We start from the raw sequence: 25,685 nt of genomic DNA on the forward strand, positions 1-25,685 counted from the left end.
GCTCCCGTCGACGCGGCCGTACGCCGTCCGAGCGCCAGGGTGCGGTGCGCGGCGGCGGCCACCGCCGCGTCCACGAACCGGCCGTCCGGCAGGGCGAGTGCGCCCGAGTCCGTCCGGGCCGCCTCGACGATCTCCTCGGCCGCTTCCAGCTCCGCGTCGGTCGGCCGGAACGCCCGCTCGATCACCGGCAGCTGCCGGGGGTGGATCGCCGCCCGCCCCAGCATCCCCAGCGCCCGCCCCCGCCCGCAGGAGGCCCACAGCCCGTCCAGATCGCGTACGTCGGGGAAGACCGACTGCACCGGCGGCTCCAGCCCGGCCGCCCGCGCCGCCACCACGATCCGGCTCCTGGACCAGTCGAGCCCGACGTCGTCCCGTACGCCCAGATCGGCCCGGAGGTCGGACTCACCGAGCGCGATGCCCCGCACGTCGTGGTGGGCCGAGGCGATGGAGTACGCGTGCTCGATCGCCAGCGCCGACTCGAGCAGCGGGTAGAGCGGGACGCCGGGGGCGAGCGCCGCCACGTGGTGCACGGAGACCGCGTGCGTGATCTTGGGCAGCCGTATCCCGGAGAGCCCGGGCAGCCCCGCCAGTGCCACCACGTCGTCCTCCCCGTGCACCCGCACATGGACCGGCACGGCGTCCCCGGCGGTCGTCACCGGGTCGGTGAGCAGTTCGGCGGTGGCGGAGCGCGCGTACTCCTTGCGGCCGGGGGCGACCGCGTCCTCCAGGTCCACGATCACCACGTCCGCGCCGGCCCTCAGCGCCTTGAGCACCACCTCCGGCCGGTCCCCGGGGACGTACAGCCAGGTCAGCGGCACCGGGCCGGTGTCGTACGGGGAGGTGTCACCCGGCTCGGCGGCCACGGCGGCGCGGGGGCGCGCCCCGGGCGCCGTCACAGCGCCCCTTCGGAGCGCAGCGCCGCGATCCGCGCACCGGAGAGGCCCAGCTCCGTGAGGATCTCCTCGGTGTCGGCCCCGTGCGGGCGGCCCGCCCACCGGATGCCGCCGGGGGTGCCGGAGAGCCGGAAGAGGACGTTCTGCATCCGCAGCGGGCCCAGCTCCGGGTCGTCGACCTCCGTCACGCTGTCCAGCGCCCGGTACTGGGGGTCCTCCATCACGTCCCGGACGTCGTAGACGGGCGCGATGGCCGCCTCCGCCTTCTCGAACGCGGCGAGCGCGTCGTCCCGGGTGTGCCGGGCGATCCAGCGCCCGACCGCCTCGTCCAGCTCGTCCGCGTGCTCGGCGCGGGTCGCCCCCGAGGCGAACCACGGCTCGTCGATCAACTCGGGGCGCCCGACCAGCCGCATGACCCGCTCGGCGATCGACTGCGCCGAGGTGGACACCGCGACCCACTGGCCGTCCGAGGTGCGGTAGGTGTTGCGCGGGGCGTTGTTCCGCGACCGGTTGCCGGTGCGCTGCTGGACATGGCCGAGCTGGTCGAACCAGAGCGGCTGCGGACCCAGCACCGTCAGGATCGGCTCGATGATCGCCATGTCGACGACCTGCCCGCGCCCGGTGCGGTCGCGCCCGGCGAGCGCGGCCATCACGGCGTAGGCGGTGGCGAGCGCCGCGATCGAGTCGGCGAGGCCGAACGGCGGCAGCGTCGGAGGCCCGTCCGGCTCCCCGGTGATCGACGCGAACCCGCTCATCGCCTCGGCCAGCGTCCCGAACCCGGGGCGGTGGGAGTAGGGGCCGAACTGACCGAAGGCCGTCACCCGGGTCAGCACCAGCCGCGGGTTGGCCGCCTCCAGCTCCTCCCAGCCGAGGCCCCACCGCTCCAGGGTCCCGGGCCGGAAGTTCTCGATGATCACGTCGGTCTCCGCGGCCAGCCGCAGCAGCACCTCCCGCCCGCCGGGGCTCGACAGGTCCAGAGTGAGGTTGCGCTTGTTGCGGCCGAGGAGCTTCCACCAGAGGCCGACCCCGTCCTTCGCCGGACCGTGCCCGCGCGAGGGGTCGGGCTTGCGCGGGTGCTCGACCTTGATCACCTCGGCGCCGAAGTCACCGAGCATGGTCGCCGCGAGCGGACCGGCGAAGAGGGTGGCCAGATCCAGGACCCGCAGGCCGGACAGGGGAGGGGAGGCGGGTGCGGTCATGAGGCATCGATCTCGCTTCGGTAGGGCATGGAGGTGGACGCACCGGGCTTCTGCACGCAGAGGGCGGCGGCCGAGGACGCCCAGGCGACCGCCTCGGCGACCGGCCTGCCCTCGCCTAGGGCCACGGCCAGCGTCCCGACGAAGGTGTCGCCCGCGCCGGTCGTGTCGACCGTGGTCACCTCGGGGGCGGCGAAGTGCACGGGTTCGCCGCCCCGGGCCGCGTACAGGCAGCCCTTCGAACCGAGGGTGATGACGACCTCCGGCACCCGGCGGAGCAGGATCTGCGCGGCGGCGTACGGGTCCTCGAAGCCGGAGAGCCGCGCCGCCTCGTGCTCGTTGGGGACCAGCAGGTCCACGTGGTCGAGGAGTTCGTCGGGCAGCGGCTGGACGGGGGCGGGGGTGAGGATGGTGCGCACCCCCTGCGCGTGGGCGGTCCGCGCCCCCTCGGCGACCGCCGGCAGCGGCAGCTCCAGCTGGAGCAGCAGCAGATCGGCCGAGGCCACGGCGGCGGTCTCGGCGGGCCCGAGCCCGGTGAACGTGCCGTTGGCGCCTGGTACCACGACGATCGCGTTGGCGCCTTCGGCGTCGACCACGATGTGCGCCGTGCCGCTCGCGCCCTCGGCGGTGCGCACCAGAGCGGTGTCGATCCCCGCGCTCTCCAGACCGCCCCGCAGCTGCGAGCCGTACGCGTCGGCGCCGACCGCGCCGATCATCGTGACCTCTCCGCCCGCACGCGCGGCGGCCACCGCCTGGTTGGCGCCCTTGCCGCCGGGCACCGTACGGAACTCCTTCCCGGCGACGGTCTCGCCGAGCGCGGGCGCGCGTGCGACGTAGGCGACCAGATCCATGTTGATGCTGCCGAGCACCGCGATACGGGTCATGGGTACAGAGCCTCCTGGTAGGTCTGTTCGGCGAGGGTGTCGAAGCCGGTGCCGTCGAACCCCGCCACCGAGGTGGCGAGCCGGTTCTTCAGCGGGGCGGTCCAGTGGCCGGGCAGGGCGTCCGGGCGGCCCGCGAGCAGGCCGGCGAGCGATCCGGCGGTCGCCCCGTTCGAGTCGGTGTCCCAGCCGCCCATCACGGCGTTGCCGATCGAACGGGTGAAGTCGCCGTCGGCGTGGGTGAGGGCGGCGGCCAGCAGCGCCGCGTTGGGCAGCACGTGCACCCAGTGGTGCGTGGCGGCGTAGACCGCGTGCAGCCGGTCCACCACCGTGTCGAAGTCGCCCCCCGTCCCCGCCGCCCCGATGCCCAGGCGTACCGCGTCGGCGTACCGGGAACCGGGCGGCACCACCCGCAGCCCGGCGGCGAGGCAGCCGTGCACGTCGCTCTCCCCGCCGGCCGCCTCCGCCAGCGCCGCCGCGGTGAACATCGCCCCGTACACGCCGTTCGCGGTGTGGGTCAGGACCGCGTCACGGTGCGCCTGTTCCGCCGCCGCACCCGGATCGCCCGGACAGGTCCAGCCGTGCACGTCGGCGCGGATCTGTGCGCCGATCCACTCGCGGAACGGGTTGCGGTGGCGGGCCGTCCCCGGCGGCTCCACGCCGTCCAGCAGATTGCGGTACGCGATCCGCTCCGCGGTGAAGACCCGGCCGGCCGGCAGCTCGTCGAGCCAGAGCCGCGCCAGGTCGCCGGTGCTGAAGGCACGCCCGTGGCGCTGGAGCAGCACCACGGTCAGCAGCGGGAAGTTGAGGTCGTCGTCCTCCGGCATCCCGTCGATGTTCTCCGCCAGCGAGGTGGGGCCGGAGCGACGGTTCCAGGGGTGCGCGGCCAGGAGGCCGGCGGGCACGCCCCGGGCGGTGAACCAGTCGGTGAGCGGCCAGTTGCCGGTGGCCCGGGCCAGCGCGCGGATGCCCTCCAGCGGGAGCTTCTCCACCGGCTTGCCGAGCAGACAGCCCGCCGCCCTGCCCAGCCACCCGGCGTGCAGCCGGTCCCGGTCCGGGGCCGGCCGAGCGGGCGGCGGAGCCGGCCACCGCGGGCAGAGCGCCCGGACGTCCTGGAGCTCCGTGGGCTCCATCGCCGCCAACGGAGTCTCGAGCAGCGCGAGTTCGTCGAGCAGGCGCTCGGCGAGAGCGCGCAGGCGCGGCGGTGCGGGCGGCTCGGAGGCCCCGGCCCGCTCCGGTGCGGGCGGGCCGCCGGCCGCGTACCACCGGCGGGCGATCCGGGAGGCGTCCCGGCCGTCCTGCTCCGCCTGGCGCAGTTCGTGTCCGATCAGGTCCTCCGGCTGGACCCAGGTCAGCCGTACGTTCACCGCTCACCCGCCAGGACCGCGAAGGCCGCCTCGTGCGCACGGCGGCGGGCGGTGTCGGCGGCGAACACCTCGCGCGCCACCGCCGTCAGGGTCCGCGCGGGGGCGTGCAGGTCGAGCCGGCTCGCCGAGGCGACCGTCTTCGCCCACTCCTCGGGCACCGCCGCCTCGCCGTACAGCGCGCCGACGATCGCCCCGCTCATGGTGGCGATCGAGTCGCAGTCCCTGCCGTAGTTCACCGAACCCAGCACCGTACGGCGGTAGTCACCGCCCCCCGCCAGCAGCATGCCGAGGGCGACGGGCAACTCCTCGATGGAGTGCAGCCGGGAAGGCCGTCGGGCGCCGAGCGAGGGGGAGCGGTAGTCGGGGCCGACCGTGTCGAAGGGGGCGACCGCCTCCCGCAGCGGCGCCAGGGCCGACGCCGTGTCGCCGTGCCGGACCGCCTCCTCGCACACCGCCTCGATCGCCGCGCGGGTACCGTCCTTGGCGAGCGCCAGGCACGCCTCGACCACCGAGCCGGGCGTGGCACCCGGCACGCACGCGGCGGCGACGGCCGCCGCGAACACCCCGGCCGCCTCCCGGCCGTAGGAGGACTGGTGGGGCGCCGCGACCTCCAGTGCCTCCGCGTACGCCGCCTCCGGATGCGCCGCGTTGACCAGCCCGACCGGCGCCATGTACATCGCCGCACCGCAGTTGACGATGTTTCCGCTGCCCGCCTCGCGCGGATCGACGTGACCGTAGTGCACCCGCGCCACGAGCCACTTCTCCGCGAGGAAGATCCGCTGGAGCGGCAGCGCCTCCGCCTCCAGCTCCGGGATCCAGCGCGGGGTGGAGATCAGGTCCGGGACGAGGTGCGTGGCGACGGAGTACGCGTCCAGGTGGCCGCGGACCGCGTCGTAGACCCGCACCAGCGCGTGGGTCATCAAGGTGTCGTCGGTGACGTGCCCATCGCCCTTGTGGTACGGGGCGATCGGGCGGGCCGTGCGCCAGTCGTCGCCGTACCAGGGGCCGACGATCCCGCTCACCGGACCGCCGTGCCGCTCCGCGATCTGCTCGGAGGTCCAGCCTTCGACCGGCCCCCCGAGGGCGTCGCCCACTGCGGCTCCGACGAGGGCTCCGGTCACTCGTTCATCGAGGGAAAGCGTGTCCGATACGGGGTGTTGCGTACTCGCTGTGGGGATCATGGCTGAATTGTCCACCCGTGGCGGCCTGTTCCGTGGCTGCGAGCAGCCCGGCGAGTTCCATCAGATCGGTGCCCGCGAACCGGGGCAGCGCACAGCCGGCGAGCGTCCGGCACGCCTCCCGCCACCCGGACGGTACGGTCCGGATGCCGCCGAGCGCTCCGGTCAGCGCCCCGGCGAGCGCGGGCGCCGAGTCCGCGACCCGGGAGAGGCAGGCGGCCGCCGGGACCGCCTGGGCGATCTCGCCCCGCGCCGCCGTGGTCAGCGCGAGCGCCACCGGGACCGTCTCGGCCGCCGCGATGCCGTAGCTGTAGACGTGGTCGACGATCTGGTGCTCCAGGACCGGGACGAGCGAGAACGCTCCGGCGGGTTCGTCCGCGAACTCCCGCGCGAGGCGCACCGCGTGCACCGCGTTGCGCGCGATCTCGGTGCCCTCGGGGAGCTGCGCGAGCGCCGCGTCCACCACGGCCCGCACGTCGGCCCCGGCGAGAGCCTCGGCGACGGCGGCCGCGATGGCCCGCGCTCCGTGCACCCCGTCACCGTCCTGGGTGTACCGGGCGTCGAACTCGGCGAGCGTGGCGGCGGCGGCCGGATCGCCCGGGTGCACCACCGCGAGCACCGCGGCCCGCACGCAGGCGGCGTCGTCGAAGTAGTGCGGGTTGTCGTGACCGGTGGCGGGCGGGCGCAGCCCGGCGGCGAGGTTGCCGAGCCCGGCGCGCACCGAGATCCGGGCGCGCAGCGGCAGCACCGCCGCCTCCACCTCCGGCGCCCGTTCACTGGCCGCGGCGACCTTGGCGGCCAGCGCGTTCCAGGCGCGGTCCACGGCGTCGCGCATCCGGCGGTCGGGGGCGAGCCCCCGCGCCGTGTCGGCCGCTGCGGCGAGCACCGTACCGGCGGCGAAGGCGGCCCACTCGGCGTCGTCGGAGGGGCCGAGCCGCAGCGGCTCCGGCGGCTGGTTCAGCGCGATCGGCACCGGCAGCGTGGTGGTGGCGTTCAGTTCGGCGAAGGTGTCCAGCTCCCGGGTGAGCCGCCGCGTCCACTCGGGCATCCGGGCCGCCCGGTGCCGGGCGGCGGGCCAGCCGGCCGCGTCCCCGGAGGCGAGCCCCAGCAGCAGGCCCTCGATCCGCTCCCGCCGGGACACCTCGCGCGGCTCCGCCTCCGGCAGCACGGCGTCCGTGCCGGCCGCCGTCACCGGAGCACTCCTTCCGCGTGCGGCAGGGACACCGGTGAGACGTCGTCCGGCGGCGCGCTCCCGGTCGCCGCCACCGGAGCCGCCGCCATCCGAGCCGCGCCCGCCGTCCCGTCGGCGGGCCGTTCCCGCCCGGCCGCGGGTTCGCCCGCCGTCAGCAACTCCGCGACGTCCAGCACGTGGTAGCCCCGCATCGACGGCAGGCAGCTGCCGCGCACCGGGCCGATCGCGGTGGCCCACTCGGAGGGGATCGCCGCCGCACCCTGCCAGGCCCCGGCCAGTGCCCCGGCCACCGCCGCCGTGGTGTCCGCGTCCCGCCCCATGTTCACCGCGGTGAGCACGGCGGCGCGGAAATCTCCCCGCGCGGCCGTGAAGGCGCCGAACGCCAGGCCCACCGCCTCCGGCGCCAGGTCCGTCCACGGATAGCCGGCGATCACCACCGCGGACCGCACCGCCCGCTCCGCCGTCAGCCGGTCCGGGTACGTGTGCTGCGCGGCGGTGACCGCCCGCCGCAGGGAGCGCGCGGTCCACGAGTCCATCGGCACCACCGACAGCGCCGCCGCGACCACGGAAGAGGTGCTCGCCCCGACCATCGCCGCCGCGACCCCGGCCGCGACCGCCTGGCCGCCGTAGATCCCCTCGCCGTCGTGGCTGACCTGCCCGTCGATGGCGACCAGCCGCGCCGCCTCGGCGGGCCGGCCGGCCGCGAACACCCCGAACGGGGCCGCGCGCATCGCCAGTCCGTCGCTCCACGCGTGCCGGTGCTGTGCGGAGATCGGGGCGGCCAGCCCCCGGCGCAGGTTCTCCAGGGTGCCGCGTTCGCTGAACCCGGCTCCCCGGAAGGGCCCTTCGTCCAGATCGGCGATCCAGTGGTGCCAGGCGCGGTCCACGTCCGCGACGGTGAGGGCCGAACCGTGGCGGGCCAGCAGCAGCCCGGAGAAGATCGCGTACTCGGTGTCGTCCGTACCCGCCGGATCGTCGCTGACGAAGCCCTCGATCCGGCCCCAGCGGGCGCGGATCTGCGACGGTCTCAGGTTCTCCGCCGGGGCACCCAGCGCGTCCCCGACGGCCAGCCCGAGCAACGCCCCCCGGGCCCGGTCCTTGCCGGTGATCGGTTCCATCGGTCGACCCTTCGTCCGTACACGATTCCCCCCTGTCCGATCTGTGCCACGCCCGACGGCCGGGAAGGCTGACAACCGGAATAAAAGGGCCATGCGGATGAACCTAGACGAAACGGAGTGAGGGGCTGGACGGAGGAACGGGAAATCCCTGCGGAGAAGCCCCTCTCCCCCTCAGGTCATACCCGAAAGGATGACGGCCGGGTCAGGTGGGCCAGCCGTACGGGTGAACGGGGACAGGCCCTCCGCCGCGCCCCGGGCCGAGACCCTCGGCCGTGTCCTACGGAGCTCCCGGCGAGGGGTGCGCGCGGGGTCGGCAAGGAAGGTGAGCCATACCTGTCTTCGCTGGTCAGCGCGGTGGTAAGTACGGCCTGCCTTGCTGGCGGGCGCCGGAATTCGTGCGTATTTTCGACGGTGTCGGGCGGTGGGCGGAGGGGCTGCGGAACCGTCGGCGGATAGGGGAGCACTGTGTCCATCATCGAGACCGACGCCGCACTGCACGAGGCGCACCGCGACAACCACACCCACCGGGACGTCACCGGCGGCTGGCTGCGCCCCGCCGTGTTCGGCGCGATGGACGGTCTGGTCTCCAACCTCGCGCTGATGACCGGGGTGGCGGGCGGCGACGTCTCGCACCGGACCCTCGTCATCACCGGCCTGGCCGGCCTCGCGGCGGGCGCCTTCTCGATGGCGGCCGGCGAGTACACCTCGGTCGCCTCCCAGCGCGAGCTGGTGGAGGCCGAACTCGACGTCGAGCGGCGGGAGCTGCGCAAGCACCCCTACGACGAGATGCGGGAGCTGGCGGACCTCTACGTCTCCCGGGGCGTCGAACCCGCACTCGCCGCCGAGGTCGCCAAGCAGCTCTCCCGCGACCCGGAACAGGCCCTGGAGATCCACGCACGCGAGGAGCTCGGCATCGACCCCGGCGACCTGCCGTCGCCGCTCGTCGCCGCGGTCTCGTCGTTCGCGGCCTTCGCGCTCGGTGCCCTGCTGCCCCTGCTGCCGTACCTGCTCGGCGCGACCGCGCTCTGGCCCGCCGTCCTGCTCGCGCTCCTCGGCCTCTTCGGCTGCGGCGCGGTGGTGGCCCGGGTGACGGCGCGCAGCTGGTGGTTCAGCGGGTTGCGGCAGTTGCTGCTGGGCGGTACGGCGGCCGCGCTCACCTACGGTCTCGGCGGGCTCTTCGGGGTGGCGGTCGGCGGCTGAGCGGCTCCGTGCACAGGGCGACCTGGAGCACAACCCGCAACGCCCCGGAAATACGTGTGACGTACGTCCTGGTTTCCCTCTCTGGGCGTACGGGGCCCGCACGACGTAAAATGAGAGCCTATGCACGACTCCACATAAGTAATCGTTACTTGCTGGTTTCGATCGCATGGCCGCCGGGCATGAGCCTCAGACACCGCAGGCAACGACGCCTGCGCTCCGTGGCTCCCCGGGCGCTGATCTCTCCGACTGCGACCCCATCGACCGTGATGCAGTGTCCGTATGTTGGAACGGGCCTTCCGGTTAGCGAGAAGCGCCCCATCATGTAACCTGCACGAAATTTCGCAGAGGGCCAACGTCGTCCCTCGGCACTGCATATGCCACGACGACGACGGGAGAGCCGATGCGCATCCACGCCTGGTCGCCCATGGACGGTCGCCCCGCCCAGCAGGGGATGTACGACCCCCGTAACGAGCACGACGCCTGCGGTGTCGGGTTCGTCGCCACCCTGACCGGTGTGGCCAGCCACGCGCTGGTCGAGCAGGCGCTGACCGTACTGCGCAACCTCGAACACCGCGGCGCCACCGGCTCCGAGCCCGACTCGGGCGACGGCGCCGGCATCCTCCTGCAGGTCCCGGACGCCTTCCTCCGCGAGGAGACCGGCTTCGGCCTCCCGGAAGCCGGCGCGTACGCCGTCGGCATCGCCTTCCTCCCCGCCGACGGTTCCGCGGACGCCGTCGCCGAGATCGAGAAGATCGCGGCCGAAGAGGGCCTCGACGTCCTCGGCTGGCGCGAGGTCCCGGTCACCCCCGGCCTCCTCGGCAAGGGCGCCCGCGCCACCATGCCCGAGTTCCGGCAGATCTTCGTCGCCGACGGCACCAGCACCGGCATCGCCCTGGACCGCAAGGCCTTCGTCCTGCGCAAGCGTGCCGAGCGGGAGGCCGGTGTCTACTTCCCGTCGCTCTCCGCTCGCACCCTCGTCTACAAGGGCATGCTCACCACCGGGCAGCTGGAGCCGTTCTTCCCCGACCTGTCCGACCGCCGTCTCGCCACCGCCGTCGCGCTCGTCCACTCCCGCTTCTCCACCAACACCTTCCCCAGCTGGCCGCTGGCACACCCCTACCGCTTCGTCGCGCACAACGGCGAGATCAACACGGTCAAGGGCAACCGCAACTGGATGAAGGCCCGCGAGTCGCAGCTCGCCTCCGGACTCTTCGGAGAGGCCGCGCTCGACCGCATCTTCCCCGTCTGCACCCCGGACGCCTCCGACTCGGCCTCCTTCGACGAGGTCCTGGAGCTGCTCCACCTCGGCGGACGCTCGCTGCCGCACTCGGTGCTGATGATGGTCCCCGAGGCGTGGGAGAACCACGACTCCATGGACCCGGCCCGCCGCGCCTTCTACCAGTACCACGCCACGATGATGGAGCCCTGGGACGGCCCGGCCTGCGTCACCTTCACCGACGGCACCCAGGTCGGCGCGGTCCTCGACCGCAACGGACTGCGCCCCGGCCGCTACTGGGTCACCGACGAGGGCCTCGTCGTCCTCTCCTCCGAGGTCGGCGTCCTCGACATCGACCCCGCCAAGGTCGTCCGCAAGGGCCGCCTCCAGCCCGGCAAGATGTTCCTCGTCGACACCGCCGAACACCGCATCATCGAGGACGACGAGATCAAGGCCGGCCTCGCGGGCGAGAAGCCCTACGAGGAGTGGCTGGAGACCGGCGAGATCGAGCTCGGCGACCTGCCCGAGCGCGAGCACGTCGTGCACACCCACGCCTCGGTCACCCGCCGCCAGCAGACCTTCGGCTACACCGAGGAAGAGCTCCGCGTCATCCTCGCCCCGATGGCCCGCACCGCCGGCGAACCGCTCGGCTCCATGGGCACGGACTCGCCGATCGCCGCGCTCTCCGCCCGGCCCCGGCTCCTCTTCGACTACTTCACCCAGCTCTTCGCCCAGGTCACCAACCCGCCGCTGGACGCCATCCGCGAGGAGCTCGTCACCTCGCTGCGCTCCTCGCTCGGCCCCCAGGGCAACATCCTGGAGCCGACCGCCGCGGCGTGCCGCAGCGTCACGCTGCCCTTCCCGGTGATCGACAACGACGAGCTCGCCAAGCTGATACACATCAACGCCGACGGCGACATGCCCGGAATGAAGGCCGCCACCCTGGCCGGCCTCTACCGCGTCAGCGGCGGCGGCGAGGCGCTCGCCGCCCGCATCGAGGCCATCTGCGCCGAGGTCGACACCGCCATCGAGGACGGCGCCCGCCTCATCGTCCTCTCCGACCGGCACTCCGACGCCGAGCACGCGCCGATCCCGTCGCTGCTGCTCACCTCGGCCGTCCACCACCACCTCATCCGCACCAAGCAGCGCACCCAGGTGGGCCTGCTGGTCGAGGCCGGTGACGTCCGCGAGGTCCACCACGTCGCCCTGCTGATCGGCTACGGCGCCGCCGCGGTCAACCCGTACCTCGCCATGGAGTCCGTCGAGGACCTCGTCCGCGCCGGCACGTTCATCGAGGGCATCGAGCCCGAGCAGGCCATCCGCAACCTGATCTACGCCCTCGGCAAGGGCGTCCTCAAGGTCATGTCGAAGATGGGCATCTCCACCGTCGCCTCCTACCGCGGCGCCCAGGTCTTCGAGGCCGTCGGCCTCGACGAGGCCTTCGTCGCGACGTACTTCAACGGCACCGCCACCAAGATCGGCGGCGCCGGCCTCGACGTCGTCGCCAAGGAGGTCGCCGCCCGGCACACCAAGGCGTACCCGTCCTCCGGCATCGCGGCCTCGCACCGCGCGCTGGAGATCGGCGGCGAGTACCAGTGGCGCCGCGAGGGCGAACCGCACCTCTTCGACCCCGAGACGGTCTTCCGCCTCCAGCACGCCACCCGCAACCGCCGGTACGACATCTTCAAGAAGTACACGGACCGGGTGAACGAGCAGTCCGAGCGGCTGATGACGCTCCGCGGCCTCTTCGGCTTCACCTCCGACCGCGCCCCGATCTCCGTCGACGAGGTCGAGCCGGTCTCCGAGATCGTCAAGCGCTTCTCCACCGGCGCCATGTCGTACGGCTCGATCTCCCGCGAGGCGCACGAGACGCTCGCCATCGCGATGAACCAGCTCGGCGCCAAGTCCAACACCGGCGAGGGCGGCGAGGACGCCGACCGTCTGCACGACCCGGCACGCCGCTCGGCCATCAAGCAGGTCGCCTCCGGCCGCTTCGGTGTCACCAGCGAGTACCTCGTCCACGCCGACGACATCCAGATCAAGATGGCGCAGGGCGCCAAGCCCGGCGAGGGCGGCCAGCTGCCCGGCCACAAGGTCTACCCCTGGGTCGCCAAGACCCGGCACTCCACCCCGGGCGTCGGCCTCATCTCGCCGCCCCCGCACCACGACATCTACTCCATCGAGGACCTGGCTCAGCTGATCCACGACCTCAAGAACGCCAACCCGGCGGCCCGCATCCACGTGAAGCTGGTCTCCGAGGTCGGCGTCGGAACGGTCGCGGCCGGTGTCTCCAAGGCCCACGCGGACGTCGTCCTCATCTCCGGCCACGACGGCGGAACGGGCGCCTCCCCGCTCACCTCGCTCAAGCACGCGGGCGGCCCCTGGGAGCTCGGCCTCGCCGAGACCCAGCAGACGCTGCTCCTCAACGGCCTGCGCGACCGCATCGTCGTGCAGACCGACGGCCAGCTCAAGACCGGCCGCGACGTCGTCATCGCCGCACTGCTCGGTGCCGAGGAGTTCGGTTTCGCGACCGCGCCGCTCGTCGTCTCCGGCTGCGTCATGATGCGCGTCTGCCACCTCGACACCTGCCCGGTCGGCATCGCCACGCAGAACCCGGTGCTGCGCGACCGCTTCTCCGGCAAGGCCGAGTACGTGGTGAACTTCTTCCAGTTCATCGCCGAGGAGGTCCGCGAGATCCTCGCCGAGCTGGGCTTCCGCACGATCGAAGAGGCGGTCGGCCACGCCGAACTCCTCGACACCGACCGGGCGATCACCCACTGGAAGGCCCAGGGCCTCGACCTGGCGCCGCTGTTCCACGTGCCCGCCCTCCCCGAGGGCGCGGTCCGCCACCGGATCCACGAGCAGGACCACGGCCTCGCCAAGGCGCTCGACAACGAGCTGATCAAGCTCGCCGCCGACGCACTCGGTGCCGACAGCCCGGAAGCCGCCCAGCCGGTCCGCGCCCAGGTCGCCATCCGCAACATCAACCGCACCGTCGGTACGATGCTCGGTCACGAGGTCACGAAGAAGTTCGGCGGTGCGGGCCTGCCCGAGAACACCATCGACATCACCTTCACCGGCTCGGCCGGCCAGTCCTTCGGCGCCTTCCTCCCCGCCGGAGTCACCCTCCGCCTGGAGGGCGACGCCAACGACTACGTCGGCAAGGGCCTCTCCGGCGGCCGGGTCGTGGTCCGCCCGGACCGCGGCGCCGACCACCTCGCCGAGTACTCCACCATCGCGGGCAACACCATCGGCTACGGCGCCACCGGCGGCGAGCTGTACCTGCGCGGCCGCACCGGCGAACGCTTCTGCGTCCGCAACTCCGGAGCCACCGTCGTCTCCGAAGGCGTGGGCGACCACGGCTGCGAGTACATGACCGGCGGCTACGCGGTGGTCCTCGGCGAGACCGGCCGCAACTTCGCCGCCGGCATGTCCGGCGGGGTCGCGTACGTCATCGACCTGGAGCGCCCCCACGTCAACCCGGGCAGCCGCAGCGCGATCGAGGAACTCTCCGAGGCCGACGGCCAGTGGCTGCACGACGTCGTGCGCCGCCACCAGGAGGAGACCGGCTCGACCGTCGCCGAGAAGCTCCTCGCCGAGTGGGCCACGTCGGTGACCCGCTTCAGCAAGATCATCCCGTCCACCTACAAGGCAGTGCTCGCCGCCAAGGACGCCGCTGAGCTCGCCGGTCTCTCCGAGCAGGAGACCACCGAGAAGATGATGGAGGCGGCGACCCATGGCTGACCCCAAGGGCTTCCTGACCACCGGGCGCGAGGTCGCGCAGACCCGCCCCGCGGGCGAGCGCGTGAAGGACTGGAACGAGGTCTACGTTCCGGGCTCCCTGCTCCCCATCATCAGCAAGCAGGCCGGCCGCTGCATGGACTGCGGCATCCCGTTTTGCCACAACGGCTGTCCGCTCGGAAACCTCATCCCCGAGTGGAACGACTACGCCTACCGCGAGGACTGGACCGCCGCGTCCGAGCGCCTGCACGCCACGAACAACTTCCCGGAGTTCACCGGGCGGCTGTGCCCGGCTCCCTGCGAGTCGGCGTGCGTGCTCGGCATCAACCAGCCGGCCGTCACCATCAAGAACGTCGAAGTCTCCATCATCGACAAGGCCTGGGACAGCGGCGACGTCACCCCGCAGCCGCCCGAGCGCCTCTCCGGCAAGACCGTCGCCGTCATCGGCTCCGGCCCCGCCGGACTGGCCGCCGCCCAGCAGCTGACCCGGGCCGGCCACACGGTCGTCGTGTACGAGCGCGCCGACCGCATCGGCGGTCTGCTGCGCTACGGCATCCCCGAGTTCAAGATGGAGAAGTCGCACATCAACCGCCGCATCCAGCAGATGCGCGCGGAGGGCACCAAGTTCCGCACCGAGGTGGAGATCGGCGCCGACATGCCGGCCGACGCGCTCCGCCGCCGCTACGACGCGGTCGTCGTCGCTGCCGGTGCCACCGTCTCCCGCGACCTGCCCGTTCCGGGCCGTGAGCTGAACGGGGTGCACTTCGCGATGGAGTACCTCCCGCTCGCCAACAAGGTGCAGGAGGGCGACCTGACGGTCTCCCCGATCACCGCCGAGGGCAAGCACGTCGTGGTCATCGGCGGCGGCGACACCGGAGCCGACTGCGTGGGCACCGCCCACCGCCAGGGCGCGCTCTCCGTCACCCAGCTGGAGATCATGCCCCGGCCCGGTGAGGACCGGAACGCCAACCAGCCCTGGCCGACCTTCCCCATGCTCTACAAGGTCACCTCCGCGCACGAGGAGGGCGGCGAGCGGATCTACTCCGTCTCCACCACCCACTTCGAGGGCGACGAGGACGGCAACGTCCAGGCGCTGCACCTCATCGAGGTGGAGTTCAAGGACGGCAAGCTGGAGCAGAAGTCCGGCACCGAGCGCCGCATCCCGGCCCAGCTCGTCACCCTCGCCATGGGCTTCACCGGCACCGACCAGGCCAACGGCCTCGTCGAGCAGTTCGGACTCGGCCTCGACGAGCGCGGTAACATCGCCCGCGACGCCGACTACGCGACCAACGTCGAAGGCGTCTACGTCGCCGGTGACGCGGGCCGCGGCCAGTCGCTCATCGTGTGGGCCATCGCCGAGGGCCGTTCCGCGGCACGCGGGGTGGACCGCTTCCTGACCGGGACCAGCGCCCTGCCGGCCCCGATCCGCCCCACGGACCGTTCCCTGATGGTCTGACCCCCCTACCGCCGGAACCGGCCGACACGGCCGGACCCGGAGCAGACGTCCCGTACAACGGCGTACGGAACTGAACGCGGCGCCCACCTCGTCCCCGACCGGACCAGGGTGGGCGCCGCGGCGCTTTCCGGGGCGGGGCACGGTACGCGAAGGCCCGGCACGGTTCGTCCGCGCCGGGCCTTCGCGTACCGTGCCCCGCCCCTCATCCGCCGGTGAGCGCGTGGGTCTTCCACACCACCACGCAGGCCAGCAGGACCAGCAGCGCCACGGCCGCGGCGCCCTGGGCGAGTCCGTTGCGCGTCTTGGCCGGCGCGTAGGCCAGTCCGTACATCACCAGGCCGCCGGTGAGGAGGCCGCCGAGGTGCCCCTGCCAGGAGGTGAAGAAGGCGGAGAGCGCCATCCACAGGAGGAACCCGGCCATGAAGCGGTTCAGCGACCGCACGTCGTGCCCCAGCCGCCGGCCGATGACGTAGGACGCGGCGGCCAGGCCGAAGATGGCGCCGGAGGCGCCCACGGCGTTGGAGTCCGGTGCGAGCACGTACACCAGTACCGAACCGCCGGCCGCGGAGAACAGGTAGAGCGCCGCGTACCGCACCGTGCCGAGCCGGGTCTCCACGTCCCGGCCGAGGTTCCAGAGCGCCAGCATGTTGAAGACCAGGTGCATCACGCCGATCGACTCGTCCGGCGGCAGGTGCAGGAACGCTCCGGTCAGCAGCCGGTACCACTCGCCGTCGACCAGCCCGGTCGCCCGGAAACCGGGCGGGCTCCAGCCGTCGTACACGTAGAGGGCGCCGTCCGGCCCGACGAGCGCGGCCCCCAGCGTTCCGAACCGGTCCAGGATCTCCGGCTCCACGACCTCGGCGACGTAGGCGAGGACGTTCAGGGCTATGAGCGCGTAGGTGACCAGCGGCCTCGTGACGGAGGGGACCTTGCCGCCGAAGAGGCTCCGCGCCCGGCGGACCGAGCGGTTGCCGTCCCGGACGCACTCCGGGCACTGGTGGCCGACCGAAGCCTCCCGCATGCACTCCGGACAGATCGGGCGGTCGCAACGGGTGCAGCGCACATACGTCTCGAACGACGGATGGCGGTAACAGGCGGGGGTGTCGGCCTCCATGACCGGCTCCTTCACTGGGCGAGGTGACGCGCGGTGCCGAGGTGACGGCGGCGATCAAGATAGCGAACCCGGAATTCGGACCATATGCGCGGGTGGCCGATGGCAGCCTGGGAACGGCAGCGGGGCGCCAACACCCGTGCCGGACCGGCCCGGAGAGCGTGGGCGGGACGAGGTACCGCTGCTCGGCGTGACCGGATCCGATCAACTGGGATCGGGCCGGATCGGAACGGAGACAGACATGATCGGATCGCCCTCGACCGTGGGGCCCGCGTTCACCCTCGACACGGTGGAGGCCTGCGCCCCGGGCCTCGTCAGCCTCTACAAGAAGGCCGCCGTCTCCCTCCGCACATACGGGCTGAACGGCACGCGGGCGGCGGTCTACCTGGTGCTCGACCACTCGGGTTCGATGAGGGAGTACTACAGGGACGGCAGCGTCCAGGCGCTCGCGGACCAGGTGCTGGGGCTGGCCGCCCACCTCGACGACGACGGCCGTGTGCCCGTCGTCCTCTTCTCCACCGACATCGACGCCGTCACCGACATCGCGCTCGACGACCACCACGGGCGCGTCGACGCGATCGTGGCGGGCCTCGGCCACATGGGCAGGACCAGCTACCACCTGGCGATGGACGCCGTCATCGACCACTACCTCGACAGCGGCTCCACCGCCCCGGCCCTCGTCGTCTTCCAGACCGACGGCGGGCCGACCAGCAGGCTCGCGGCCGAGCGTTACATCTGCAAGGCCTCCCGGCTCCCGCTGTTCTGGCAGTTCGTCGGTTTCGGCAACACCCGCAGCACCCAGTTCGACTTCCTGCGCAAGCTCGACGAACTCCCCGTCCCCGCCAAGCGCGTGGTCGACAACGCCGGCTACTTCCACGCCGGACCCGACCCGCGCACCGTCCCCGACGACGTGCTCTACGACCGGCTGGTCGCGGAGTTCCCGCTCTGGCTCGCGGCGGCCCGGGCGCGCGGCATCGTGGTGTGAGGTCGCACGGCGGACGACGGGCTCCCGGGGGAGGCGGACCCGGTACCGGAGCCGGCGCACGGCGCACCGCCGCGCACCCATTGCGGTGAGCCGGCGGAAATCCTGACAGGAGGTGTCGGGATCGGACGGTTCGATGGGAGGCATGACACCGAACACCTCCGCCTCCGGCGCCTCCGCCCGTGTACCCGGCCCCGTTCCCGGCACCGTCAACTGGGCAGCCTTCCGCGCCGCCGAGCCCGAGTTCGCCGCCACCGTCGAGAGGCGCTTCCGTCTCTACCGCCATCAGGTCCTGGCCACCGTGCGCCAGGACGGGTCCCCCCGCGTGTCCGGGCTGGAGACCGACTTCCGCTTCGGCGAGATGCTGCTCGGCATGATGCCGCGCTCCCGCAAGGCCCTCGACCTCTTCCGCGACCCGCGCTTCGCGATCCAGGCGAACCCCGGCCCGGACGCCGAGATGGCCGACGGCGACGCCCGCGTCGGCGGCCGGGCGATCGAGGTCACCGACCCGGCCCTGCTCGCCCGCTTCATCGAGGAGGCGACGCCCCCCGAGCCGTTCCACCTCTTCCGCGTCGAGATCACCGAGGTGGTCCACACCGGCATGGACGGCGAGCGCATCGTCCTTCGCTCCTGGACACCGGGCCGCGGGATGCGCACGGTCCGCCGGGGCAATGAGGGCCCGGCCGTCTGAGCGGCGCGCGGGGGACCCGCCGGGAGAGGGGCGCGGGGTCCTCGCCGGCGCGGTGTGACGCGCCCCACCAGCTGCCCCGCGAGGGAGAAAGACCAGGTGAAAGGGGGTGGTGAGCGCCCAGTGGAGATCTTCTCGCGATCCGGTGCCTCAAGATCCACCACGCGCCGGACGGACGTGCTACGGTGTTCCAGTTGCAGTTTTGGTACCCATGAACTTTATGTGCGCCTGACGGGAATGCTTCCTCAGGCGCATTATTGTTTTCCGGCTTTCTCCGGATGGGGCTCAATGCGGCGACTTGGAATTCGTGAAGTGCGGATTCTCGGCACTGCACCTCTTTTAGGAGAATGACATGGCTACTGGAACCGTGAAGTGGTTCAACTCGGAAAAGGGCTTCGGCTTCATCGAGCAGGACGGCGGCGGCGCCGACGTCTTCGCCCACTACTCGAACATCGCCACCCAGGGCTTCCGTGAGCTCCAGGAGGGCCAGAAGGTCTCCTTCGACGTCACGCAGGGCCAGAAGGGCCCGCAGGCGGAGAACATCGTCCCCGCCTAATTCGGCCGGACGCGTACCTCGCAGCCGGGGCTCGCACCTTCACGGTGCGGGCCCCGGTTTGCGCTGTCTCCGGGACGTCCTGTCTCCGGAGCACCCGCCATGTGCCGCATCCTGGGGCGCACATGAAAGCGGTCCACAGAGCATCTCGCAGCGACCCAGGAATCCCCCAGGAGGGAATTTCCGTATGACCCGCTTCGAACGCCAGGACCGCCCGACCGGCACCCGCCAGCCCAGTGGCCGGGGCCGCGGCCAGACCCAGGCCGCCCCCGCCGCCCGCCGCGGAGCCGGCAAGGCTCCCGCGCGCCGCCGCGCCGCCGCTCCGCAGGGCGAGTTCGCCCTGCCGGAGTCCCTCACCCCCGCGCTGCCCGCCGTCGAGGCGTTCGCCGATCTGGACATGCCCGCCGCGCTGCTGAAGACGCTGGCCGCGCAGGGCGTCACCGATCCCTTCCCGATCCAGGGCGCCACCCTGCCGAACTCGCTCGCCGGCCGTGACATCCTCGGCCGCGGCCGTACCGGTTCCGGCAAGACGCTGGCCTTCGGCCTCGCGCTGCTGGCCCGTACCGCCGGACGCCGCAGCGAGCCCCACGCCCCGCTGGCCCTGGTCCTCGTGCCGACCCGCGAGCTCGCCCAGCAGGTGACCGACGCCCTCACGCCGTACGCGACCTCCGTGAACCTGCGGCTCGCCACCGTGGTCGGCGGGATGTCCCTCACCAAGCAGGCCGCCACGCTGCGGCGCGGCGCCGAGGTGCTGGTCGCCACTCCGGGCCGGCTCAAGGACCTCATCGAGCGTGGCGACTGCCGCCTGGACGAGGTCTCCATCACGGTCCTCGACGAGGCCGACCAGATGGCCGACATGGGCTTCATGCCGCAGGTCACCGCGCTGCTCAAGCAGGTCGAGAACGACGGCCAGCGGATGCTCTTCTCCGCCACCCTGGACAAGAACATCGACCGGCTGGTCAAGATGTTCCTGACCGACCCGGTCGTGCACTCGGTGGACCCGTCGGCCGGTGCCGTCACCACGATGGAGCACCACGTGCTGCACGTGCTGGACGACACCGACAAGAAGGCCGTCGCCACCCGGATCGCCGCCCGCGAGGGCCGCGTGATCATGTTCGTCGACACCAAGCGTGCCGCCGACCGCTTCGCCAAGCGCCTGCTCGCCGCCGGCGTCCGCGCGGCCGCCCTGCACGGCGGCCGGTCCCAGCCGCAGCGCAACCGCACCCTGGACCAGTTCAAGGACGGCCAGGTCACGGCGCTCGTCGCGACCAACGTGGCGGCCCGGGGCATCCACGTCGACGACCTCGACCTCGTCGTCAACGTCGACCCGCCCACCGACCACAAGGACTACCTCCACCGGGGCGGCCGCACCGCGCGCGCCGGCGAGTCCGGCAGCGTCGTCACGCTGGTGCTGCCCGAGGAGAAGCGGGACATGACCCGCCTCATGCAGGACGCGGGCATCGCCCCGCACACCACCCGCATCACCTCCAGCGACCCGGAGCTCAGCCGGATCACCGGAGCCCGCGAGCCCTCCGGCATCGCGGTCGTCATCGAGGTGCCGCAGCCGACCCCGCCGAAGCAGCGCACCCGCGGCTCCGGCGGCCAGACGGCCGCCCCCACCCGCTCGGGCAGCCGGGGCCGGGGCCGCCGCGGCGGCGCGGGCGGAGCGGCTGCCACCGGCACCACCTCCACCGCCGGCGGCGCGCGCGGTGCGGGCAGCGGTGGCGGTCGCGGCGGAGCCACCGCCGGCGCACCGCGCGGCGAGGCCCGCGGCGCCGGGCGTACGGGCGCGAGCGCCGGCCGCACCGGTTCCGGACGTACCGGCGGCAGCGGTTCCGGCCGTCCCGCCGGCGCCGGCCGGGGCAACGGCACCGGCGGCGGTGCGCCCCGGAGCCGTCGGGCCGCATAAGGCCCCACGGCCCGGCCCCGGTCACGGCCGGGGTGGCGCGGCGCAGGCACGCACGCACGCATGACACCACGACGCCCGGTCCGCACCCGCGGACCGGGCGTCGTGCTGTCCCGGCCCCGGCCCGGTGCCGTGGGGCCCGCCAACCGGCCAGGCCGTAGCACGGGCGAACGAGTGATCATCACATCGGGTGGCCGGGTGCTTCCCCCACCACCCACCGGGGCAGCCTGCCCACCGAAGCGGTGGCGGTGTACCGGAGCGCCGCGCGGACGAAGGGGCGGGACGCGCATGACTTCGCACCAAGGGGGCGACGGCGACGGGGGGCGGTTCCTGTTCGCCGCGGGGCTGGCCGACCTGGCCCTGACCACCTGCACATCGGCGTGGACCGCCGCACGCGGCCTGCTCGCCCGCTCGGACCTCGAAGACCTCGCCGCACAGGGGAAGGAGGACCTCCGGGCGCGCGGCAGGCTGGCCCTGGACCGGGTGGGCGGCGACCCGGCGCACCTGGAGATCCTCGCGCGCCACGCCCGGACCCGGGGCGCCGGCGGGCCCGGTGCCTGAGCCCGCACGCCCCGCTCCCGAACCGCCGGAGCACGCCGCGCTGCGGGCCCGGGTCGACCACGAACTGCGGCGGTTCGTCGACGCGGAAACCGAGGCGCTGCTCACCGTCGACGAGGAACTCGCCCCGCTCGCGGCCGTCCTCACGGACGCCACCGCCCACGGCAAGAGGCTGCGGTCGGCCTTCTGCTACTGGGGCTGGCGGGCGGCCGGCCAGCCGGACAGCGACGCCATGGTCCGCGCGGCGGCGAGCATGGAACTGGTCCACGCGGCGGCCGTCGTCCACGACGACATCATCGACGACAGCCGGCTGCGGCACGGGCTGCCGACCGCCCACGTCGCGCTGCGCCCCTCGGTCACCCGCGGCACCCGGCGCGCCGCCCGTGCCGCCTCGCTCGCGATGCTCGCCGGGGACCTCCTGATGTCCTGGGCCGGGCAGATGTTCACCGGCTGCGGCCTGCCCGGCGCCTACCTGGGCCGGGGCCGCGCCCTCTGGGGCGTCCTGGCGCGCGAACTCGTCGCCGGCGAGGCCCTGGAGATCCTGCGCACCGCCGCCCCGCCCGACGTACGGCGTTCCCTCCAGGTGATCCGGTACAAGACGGCCAAGTACACCGTCGAGCACCCGCTGCACATCGGTGCCGCGCTCGGCGGCGCGGACACCGCCCTCCGGGACGCCTTCACCGCGTACGGGCTTCCGCTCGGCGAGGCGTTCCAGCTCCGCGACGACCTCCTCGGCCTCTTCGGCGAACCGGAGCAGACCGGCAAGCCCAACACCGACGACATCACGGGCGCCCGGCCCACCGCACTGATCGCCGTCACCCTCGGCCGGGCCACCCCCGCCGAGCGCCGCGAACTCTCCGGCATCCTCGGACGCGGTTCCCTCACCGCCGCCCAACTGGACCGGGTGCGCGGCGTCGTGGAGTCCACCGGCGCCCGCAGCCACGTCGAGAGCATGATCGGCGACCGGATCTCCCTCGCCACCCGGGCGCTCCACGACGCCCGCCTCGCCGGACCCGCGCACACCGCGCTCACCCACCTCGCCACGGCGGTCACCGCCCGCCCCGCCTGACGACCAGGCTGCCCCGCCCACCCCGCCCACCGCCCGAAGGAGCCCTCCGTGCACCCGACCGAGCAGTCCCTGAACGCGCTGCGCCAGTGCGGCGACGAACTCGCCGACGCCACGGTCGCCACCCTCTTCGAACGCGGCGAAGCGGGGAAGTTCAACACCCTGATGCGGTACGTCTCCGTCGCCGGGCAACCGTTCCCCGACGGGCTGCCCGACGTCGCCCGCGAGTACCTGCACGCCACCGGCAGCCCGCCCTCGTGGGTCGACTGGGAGGAGATGGAGCGGGCCCGGCTGTTCTTCATCGACAACAACGTGCACATCTCCACCGCCCTCTCGTTCGCCGCGATGCCCGCCTGCTACGTCGTCCCGCACGTCGCGAAACTCCTGTCGGCCACGCACTCGCTGAACTACCCCTCCAAACGCATGGCGGAGACCGGGCAGTTCACCGTCTACCTCATGCGCCCCGACGCCTTCGAAGCCGGTGGCCGCTTCCTCCCCGCCGCCCAGAAGGTGCGTCTGCTGCACGCCTCCATCCGCTACCACCTGCGGCGTGAGGGCCGCTGGGACACGGCGGCCCTCGGGACACCGATCTGCCAGGAGGACATGATCGGCGGGCAGATGATGTTCTCGATCCAGGTGCTGGACGCCCTGCACCGGCTCGGCATCCACATGAGCGTCGAGGGCGCGGAGGCGTACCACTACGCCTGGCGCGTCGTCGGGGCGATGCTCGGCGTCGACCAGGAGCACGCCCCCGAGGACCTGGCCCAGGCCCGCGCGTTCTCCGACCTCTACATGACCCGGCACATGGGCCCCAGCGACGAAGGGGTCGCCCTCACCCGGCAGCTGGTCGGCCTGTACGAGGAAGTCGTCCCCGGCACCCTCCTCGACCCGGTCGTCTCCGCGCTGATCCGCCACCTCGTCGGCGACACCTGCGCCGACTGGCTCGGCGTGGCCCGCACCCCGTGGGACACCCTCGTCAAGGCCGCCCCCGCGCTGATGAACGTCCTGGAGACGATCGAGGACCGCTCACCCCTGGGGGCCTGGGTCCTGGACCGCCTCGGTCACTTCACCACCCAGCTCGAGCTCTCCTCGCTCACCCGGGGCCGGGTGATGCACTACGCGATCCCCGAACACCTCAAGAAGGAGTACGGCCTCTCCACCGCCGTGCCCCGCACCCGGCGCTGGACACCGCCCGCCCCGACCGTCTGACCGGACGCCCGGCCGGAAGAGGAGCGGCCCGGCGGGAGCCACGGGCCGGGGGAGACGTGCCCCCGGTCCACGCACTCATGTGTCGCACTCCCACACGGCGCCGCACACCCCGCAGCGGGCCCGGACCGGTCCGCGCACCGGCACCGCCAGCCGCTGATGGCAGGTCGGGCAGGGGAACACCACCCGCGGCCCCGCCGGCCCGCCGCTCCCGAAGGCGTACGGAGCACCGGGCGTAGCCGCCCCCCGGTGCCGGTCCCGGGAGTACCGCATCCGGCTCATCCCGCCCGCCGCCCGCAGCGGCGGCACCCGCAGATCGCGCAGCGCCCTGGACCGGCCCTCGGTGTACGCCTGGTACGCCCGCGGGCTGGTGAACCACGGCGAGGGGTCCTCCCCGAACGCCAGCGACCTCTTCGCCAGGACGTAGCCGAACTCCTCCGGCGTCAGATAGCCCAGCTTCTGCCGGGTCAGCGCATCCTCGCGGAAGGCGTCCAGCAGCAGCCAGCCCGCGCCGAGGTAGACCGCCACCGTGTCGGTGAGAATCTCGTTCTCCCGCTCGTCCGGGAACTCCAACCCCAGCCGGTGCAGCAGCACATGCGTGACCTCGTGCGTCAACGCGGCCGCCACGTCCCGCCGGTGGGACCGGAACCGGTCGTTCAGCTCGACGACGTACTCGGGACCGGAAGCGAGTTCGACGGTGGCCGCGTGCTCCATCCGCCGGAAGCCGACGAGCAACCGGGCTTCGGGCAAACGAAGATGACCCACCACCGACCGGGCGATCCGCTGCGCACCGGGGTGCAACTCCTCGGTGTCCGCGAACACGGCGTCCGCCGCTGGCAGGCTCGACGCGTACGCGCGCACCCCCGCGCCGCCCATCCGCCGGTAGAGCGCGGTGAGCGCACTGCGCACCGTGTCCAGATGGGGGAAGCCGTGCGCCACGGGACGTCCGCTCCCGCCGCCGTCCGTCATGTCCCCACCCCCCCGGCACGTGGATCCCGCCGCTCACCTCCACCGTACGGGGCGCGACCGGGTCGTGTGATGACCGGATCGCGTGGGGCTTCTCGCCCGCCCCGTACCGGTGGCCTCCGCCCCGGGGGCCACCCGCCGACGGCCACCGGCCGGGGCGCTACGTCTAAGCTCATCGACCATGAACGACATCGATCCGTCCGTACGCGAGGAACTGAACCGGCTGCGCGAGAGCATCGACAACATCGACGCCGCCGTCGTCCACATGCTCGCCGAACGGTTCAAGTGCACCCAGCAGGTCGGCCACCTCAAGGCGGCCCACCACCTGCCGCCCGCCGACCCGGCGCGCGAGGGCCGCCAGATCGAGCGCCTGCGCCAGCTCGCCGGCAGCGCCAAGCTCGACCCGGCCTTCGCGGAGAAACTCCTCAACTTCATCGTCGCCGAGGTGATCCGCCACCACGAGCGCATCGCCGAGGAGACCGTGAGCAGCGACGTGTCGCCGGACGGAAGCGGCGAACCGCCGGCGGCGTGACCACGCCGCCCCGCGCCCACCCGGTGCCGGCCGCGCCCACCCGGTGCCGGCCGGGCCCGCTCGCGGTCCGGGGCGGGCCCGGGCCGCCCTGTGATCGCAGGGGTGTGCGTCCACCCCGGAACACCGTCCGCCACCGGCCGGAGACGGACGGAACGGGCCACGGTTCAGAGCTCGTGGTCCCCGGCCACCTCCTCCCAGGGGATGTCGAGGAAACCGGGTACCTCCCCGGCCTCCGCGACATCCGTGGTGTGCTGGAACCAGACGACGGTCAGGGCCGAGCGGTGCAGCACCGGCTCCAGCCCGGGATCGACCGCCGCCGAAGCGAACGTACCCACACAGGTGACCGGAGGCAGCACCTCGACCGGGCCGAACCCACCGCCCCTCCCCTCCGGGCGGTCCCGGGTGGGCACGACGAGATGCACCCGCCCGTCCCGCACGCCGGCCCCGGCCGTCCGCAGCAGCCCCCCGATCTTCAGGTCGTTGACCAACCGGCAGGGGTAGCCCTCCAGCATGCCGCCGTACGTCGAGGAGACCCGCACCTCGCTGAGAGCGATCGAACGGCCGGAGGCGAGGAGGACGCGCGTCAGGGACATGCGGGCACCCTCGCACCCACCGCGCCCGGCGCGACACCGGATAAACGCGTCCGGCCGACGGACGACCGCACGACCGCACGACGGGA

At 73.1% G+C, this 25,685-nt stretch carries 20 protein-coding genes and 1 pseudogene; 11 read left to right on the top strand and 10 right to left on the bottom strand.

Annotation, left to right across the window (positions count from 1 at the left end; all coding sequences use genetic code 11):
- Positions 1 to 29: 29 nt before the first annotated feature.
- From PZB77_RS24100 to PZB77_RS24130, 7 genes and pseudogenes are all read right to left on the bottom strand, one after another.
- Positions 30 to 863: pseudogene (locus tag PZB77_RS24100) on the bottom strand (CoA ester lyase); the annotation flags it as partial.
- 29 nt (positions 864 to 892) lie between these two features.
- The gene (locus PZB77_RS24105; RefSeq protein ID WP_275494709.1) at positions 893 to 2,092 is read right to left on the bottom strand and encodes a CoA transferase; all 1,200 of its coding nucleotides are present in this window, start codon (positions 2,090 to 2,092) and stop codon (positions 893 to 895) included.
- A complete protein-coding gene (gene rbsK, locus PZB77_RS24110; protein ID WP_275494710.1) occupies positions 2,089 to 2,973 on the bottom strand; it encodes a ribokinase in 885 nt (294 codons plus the stop codon). The genes PZB77_RS24105 and rbsK overlap by 4 nt, the downstream gene beginning before the upstream one ends.
- Positions 2,970 to 4,337 (bottom strand): ADP-ribosylglycohydrolase family protein, encoded by a 1,368-nt coding sequence (locus PZB77_RS24115; protein ID WP_275494711.1) that lies wholly within the window; start codon positions 4,335 to 4,337, stop codon positions 2,970 to 2,972. The genes rbsK and PZB77_RS24115 overlap by 4 nt, the downstream gene beginning before the upstream one ends.
- The gene (locus PZB77_RS24120; protein WP_275494712.1) at positions 4,334 to 5,518 is read right to left on the bottom strand and encodes an ADP-ribosylglycohydrolase family protein; all 1,185 of its coding nucleotides are present in this window, start codon (positions 5,516 to 5,518) and stop codon (positions 4,334 to 4,336) included. The genes PZB77_RS24115 and PZB77_RS24120 overlap by 4 nt, the downstream gene beginning before the upstream one ends.
- A complete protein-coding gene (locus PZB77_RS24125; protein WP_275496198.1) occupies positions 5,463 to 6,683 on the bottom strand; it encodes an ADP-ribosylglycohydrolase family protein in 1,221 nt (406 codons plus the stop codon). Before PZB77_RS24125 ends, PZB77_RS24120 begins: the two co-directional genes overlap by 56 nt.
- 20 nt (positions 6,684 to 6,703) lie before the next feature.
- Positions 6,704 to 7,825 carry an ADP-ribosylglycohydrolase family protein gene (locus PZB77_RS24130; RefSeq protein ID WP_275494713.1) on the bottom strand — a complete coding sequence of 374 codons (1,122 nt, stop codon included), beginning with the start codon at positions 7,823 to 7,825 and terminating at the stop codon, positions 6,704 to 6,706.
- Between the two features lie 465 nt (positions 7,826 to 8,290).
- Here PZB77_RS24130 and PZB77_RS24135 point away from each other — a divergent pair, with 465 nt between their 5' ends.
- The 3 genes from PZB77_RS24135 to PZB77_RS24145 all read left to right on the top strand — a co-directional run bounded on the left by PZB77_RS24135 (position 8,291) and on the right by PZB77_RS24145 (position 15,438).
- On the top strand, positions 8,291 to 9,025 hold the full coding sequence (locus PZB77_RS24135; RefSeq protein WP_275494714.1) for a VIT1/CCC1 transporter family protein: 735 nt from the start codon (positions 8,291 to 8,293) through the stop codon (positions 9,023 to 9,025).
- A 400-nt stretch (positions 9,026 to 9,425) separates the two neighbouring features.
- Positions 9,426 to 13,985, top strand: a complete 4,560-nt coding sequence (gene gltB, locus PZB77_RS24140) for a glutamate synthase large subunit (RefSeq protein WP_275494715.1) — start codon at positions 9,426 to 9,428, stop codon at positions 13,983 to 13,985.
- Complete coding sequence (locus PZB77_RS24145; protein WP_275494716.1) at positions 13,978 to 15,438, top strand: glutamate synthase subunit beta; 1,461 nt, start codon at positions 13,978 to 13,980, stop codon at positions 15,436 to 15,438. Before gltB ends, PZB77_RS24145 begins: the two co-directional genes overlap by 8 nt.
- Positions 15,439 to 15,640: 202 nt before the next feature.
- Here PZB77_RS24145 and PZB77_RS24150 read toward each other — a convergent pair whose 3' ends face one another.
- Positions 15,641 to 16,552, bottom strand: a complete 912-nt coding sequence (locus PZB77_RS24150) for a rhomboid family intramembrane serine protease (protein ID WP_275494717.1) — start codon at positions 16,550 to 16,552, stop codon at positions 15,641 to 15,643.
- Between the two features lie 238 nt (positions 16,553 to 16,790).
- Between PZB77_RS24150 and PZB77_RS24155 the strand changes: the two genes are divergently transcribed.
- From PZB77_RS24155 to PZB77_RS24185, 7 genes are all read left to right on the top strand, one after another.
- Positions 16,791 to 17,534 (top strand): VWA domain-containing protein, encoded by a 744-nt coding sequence (locus PZB77_RS24155; RefSeq protein ID WP_275494718.1) that lies wholly within the window; start codon positions 16,791 to 16,793, stop codon positions 17,532 to 17,534.
- 142 nt (positions 17,535 to 17,676) lie between these two features.
- Complete coding sequence (locus tag PZB77_RS24160) at positions 17,677 to 18,222, top strand: pyridoxamine 5'-phosphate oxidase family protein (RefSeq protein ID WP_275494719.1); 546 nt, start codon at positions 17,677 to 17,679, stop codon at positions 18,220 to 18,222.
- 349 nt (positions 18,223 to 18,571) lie between these two features.
- The gene (locus tag PZB77_RS24165; RefSeq protein ID WP_015607926.1) at positions 18,572 to 18,775 is read left to right on the top strand and encodes a cold-shock protein; all 204 of its coding nucleotides are present in this window, start codon (positions 18,572 to 18,574) and stop codon (positions 18,773 to 18,775) included.
- A gap of 184 nt (positions 18,776 to 18,959) precedes the next feature.
- The gene (locus PZB77_RS24170) at positions 18,960 to 20,681 is read left to right on the top strand and encodes a DEAD/DEAH box helicase (protein WP_275494720.1); all 1,722 of its coding nucleotides are present in this window, start codon (positions 18,960 to 18,962) and stop codon (positions 20,679 to 20,681) included.
- A gap of 285 nt (positions 20,682 to 20,966) precedes the next feature.
- Positions 20,967 to 21,239, top strand: coding sequence for a polyprenyl synthetase (locus PZB77_RS24175; RefSeq protein ID WP_275494721.1), 273 nt, complete (start codon positions 20,967 to 20,969; stop codon positions 21,237 to 21,239).
- Positions 21,232 to 22,305 (top strand): polyprenyl synthetase family protein, encoded by a 1,074-nt coding sequence (locus PZB77_RS24180; RefSeq protein ID WP_275494722.1) that lies wholly within the window; start codon positions 21,232 to 21,234, stop codon positions 22,303 to 22,305. The genes PZB77_RS24175 and PZB77_RS24180 overlap by 8 nt, the downstream gene beginning before the upstream one ends.
- A gap of 48 nt (positions 22,306 to 22,353) precedes the next feature.
- Positions 22,354 to 23,511, top strand: coding sequence for an oxygenase MpaB family protein (locus tag PZB77_RS24185; protein ID WP_275494723.1), 1,158 nt, complete (start codon positions 22,354 to 22,356; stop codon positions 23,509 to 23,511).
- Between the two features lie 75 nt (positions 23,512 to 23,586).
- Here PZB77_RS24185 and PZB77_RS24190 read toward each other — a convergent pair whose 3' ends face one another.
- Positions 23,587 to 24,477, bottom strand: a complete 891-nt coding sequence (locus PZB77_RS24190) for a hypothetical protein (RefSeq protein ID WP_275494724.1) — start codon at positions 24,475 to 24,477, stop codon at positions 23,587 to 23,589.
- 178 nt (positions 24,478 to 24,655) lie between these two features.
- Between PZB77_RS24190 and PZB77_RS24195 the strand changes: the two genes are divergently transcribed.
- Complete coding sequence (locus tag PZB77_RS24195; RefSeq protein ID WP_275494725.1) at positions 24,656 to 25,006, top strand: chorismate mutase; 351 nt, start codon at positions 24,656 to 24,658, stop codon at positions 25,004 to 25,006.
- Between the two features lie 164 nt (positions 25,007 to 25,170).
- On the opposite strand, the gene PZB77_RS24200 is transcribed toward PZB77_RS24195, so the two are convergent.
- Positions 25,171 to 25,599: a hypothetical protein gene (locus PZB77_RS24200; protein ID WP_275494726.1), complete on the bottom strand. Its 429-nt coding sequence runs from the start codon at positions 25,597 to 25,599 to the stop codon at positions 25,171 to 25,173.
- Between the last annotated feature and the right edge of the window lie 86 nt (positions 25,600 to 25,685).

The sequence above is a fragment of the Streptomyces sp. AM 2-1-1 genome, assembly GCF_029167645.1.
Taxonomy (GTDB): Bacteria; Actinomycetota; Actinomycetes; order Streptomycetales; family Streptomycetaceae; genus Streptomyces.

Bases quoted from the DNA above. Each gene is read 5' to 3' on its own strand.
- PZB77_RS24160 (WP_275494719.1), top strand. From the start codon at position 17,677: ATGACACCGAACACCTCCGCCTCCGGCGCCTCCGCCCGTGTACCCGGC.
- PZB77_RS24150 (WP_275494717.1), bottom strand. From the start codon at position 16,552: ATGGAGGCCGACACCCCCGCCTGTTACCGCCATCCGTCGTTCGAGACG.
- PZB77_RS24200 (WP_275494726.1), bottom strand. From the start codon at position 25,599: ATGTCCCTGACGCGCGTCCTCCTCGCCTCCGGCCGTTCGATCGCTCTC.
- PZB77_RS24165 (WP_015607926.1), top strand. From the start codon at position 18,572: ATGGCTACTGGAACCGTGAAGTGGTTCAACTCGGAAAAGGGCTTCGGC.
- PZB77_RS24130 (WP_275494713.1), bottom strand. From the start codon at position 7,825: ATGGAACCGATCACCGGCAAGGACCGGGCCCGGGGGGCGTTGCTCGGG.
- PZB77_RS24170 (WP_275494720.1), top strand. From the start codon at position 18,960: ATGACCCGCTTCGAACGCCAGGACCGCCCGACCGGCACCCGCCAGCCC.
- PZB77_RS24120 (WP_275494712.1), bottom strand. From the start codon at position 5,518: ATGATCCCCACAGCGAGTACGCAACACCCCGTATCGGACACGCTTTCC.
- PZB77_RS24105 (WP_275494709.1), bottom strand. From the start codon at position 2,092: ATGACCGCACCCGCCTCCCCTCCCCTGTCCGGCCTGCGGGTCCTGGAT.
- PZB77_RS24145 (WP_275494716.1), top strand. From the start codon at position 13,978: ATGGCTGACCCCAAGGGCTTCCTGACCACCGGGCGCGAGGTCGCGCAG.
- PZB77_RS24175 (WP_275494721.1), top strand. From the start codon at position 20,967: ATGACTTCGCACCAAGGGGGCGACGGCGACGGGGGGCGGTTCCTGTTC.
- PZB77_RS24195 (WP_275494725.1), top strand. From the start codon at position 24,656: ATGAACGACATCGATCCGTCCGTACGCGAGGAACTGAACCGGCTGCGC.
- PZB77_RS24155 (WP_275494718.1), top strand. From the start codon at position 16,791: ATGATCGGATCGCCCTCGACCGTGGGGCCCGCGTTCACCCTCGACACG.
- PZB77_RS24190 (WP_275494724.1), bottom strand. From the start codon at position 24,477: ATGACGGACGGCGGCGGGAGCGGACGTCCCGTGGCGCACGGCTTCCCC.
- gltB (WP_275494715.1), top strand. From the start codon at position 9,426: ATGCGCATCCACGCCTGGTCGCCCATGGACGGTCGCCCCGCCCAGCAG.
- rbsK (WP_275494710.1), bottom strand. From the start codon at position 2,973: ATGACCCGTATCGCGGTGCTCGGCAGCATCAACATGGATCTGGTCGCC.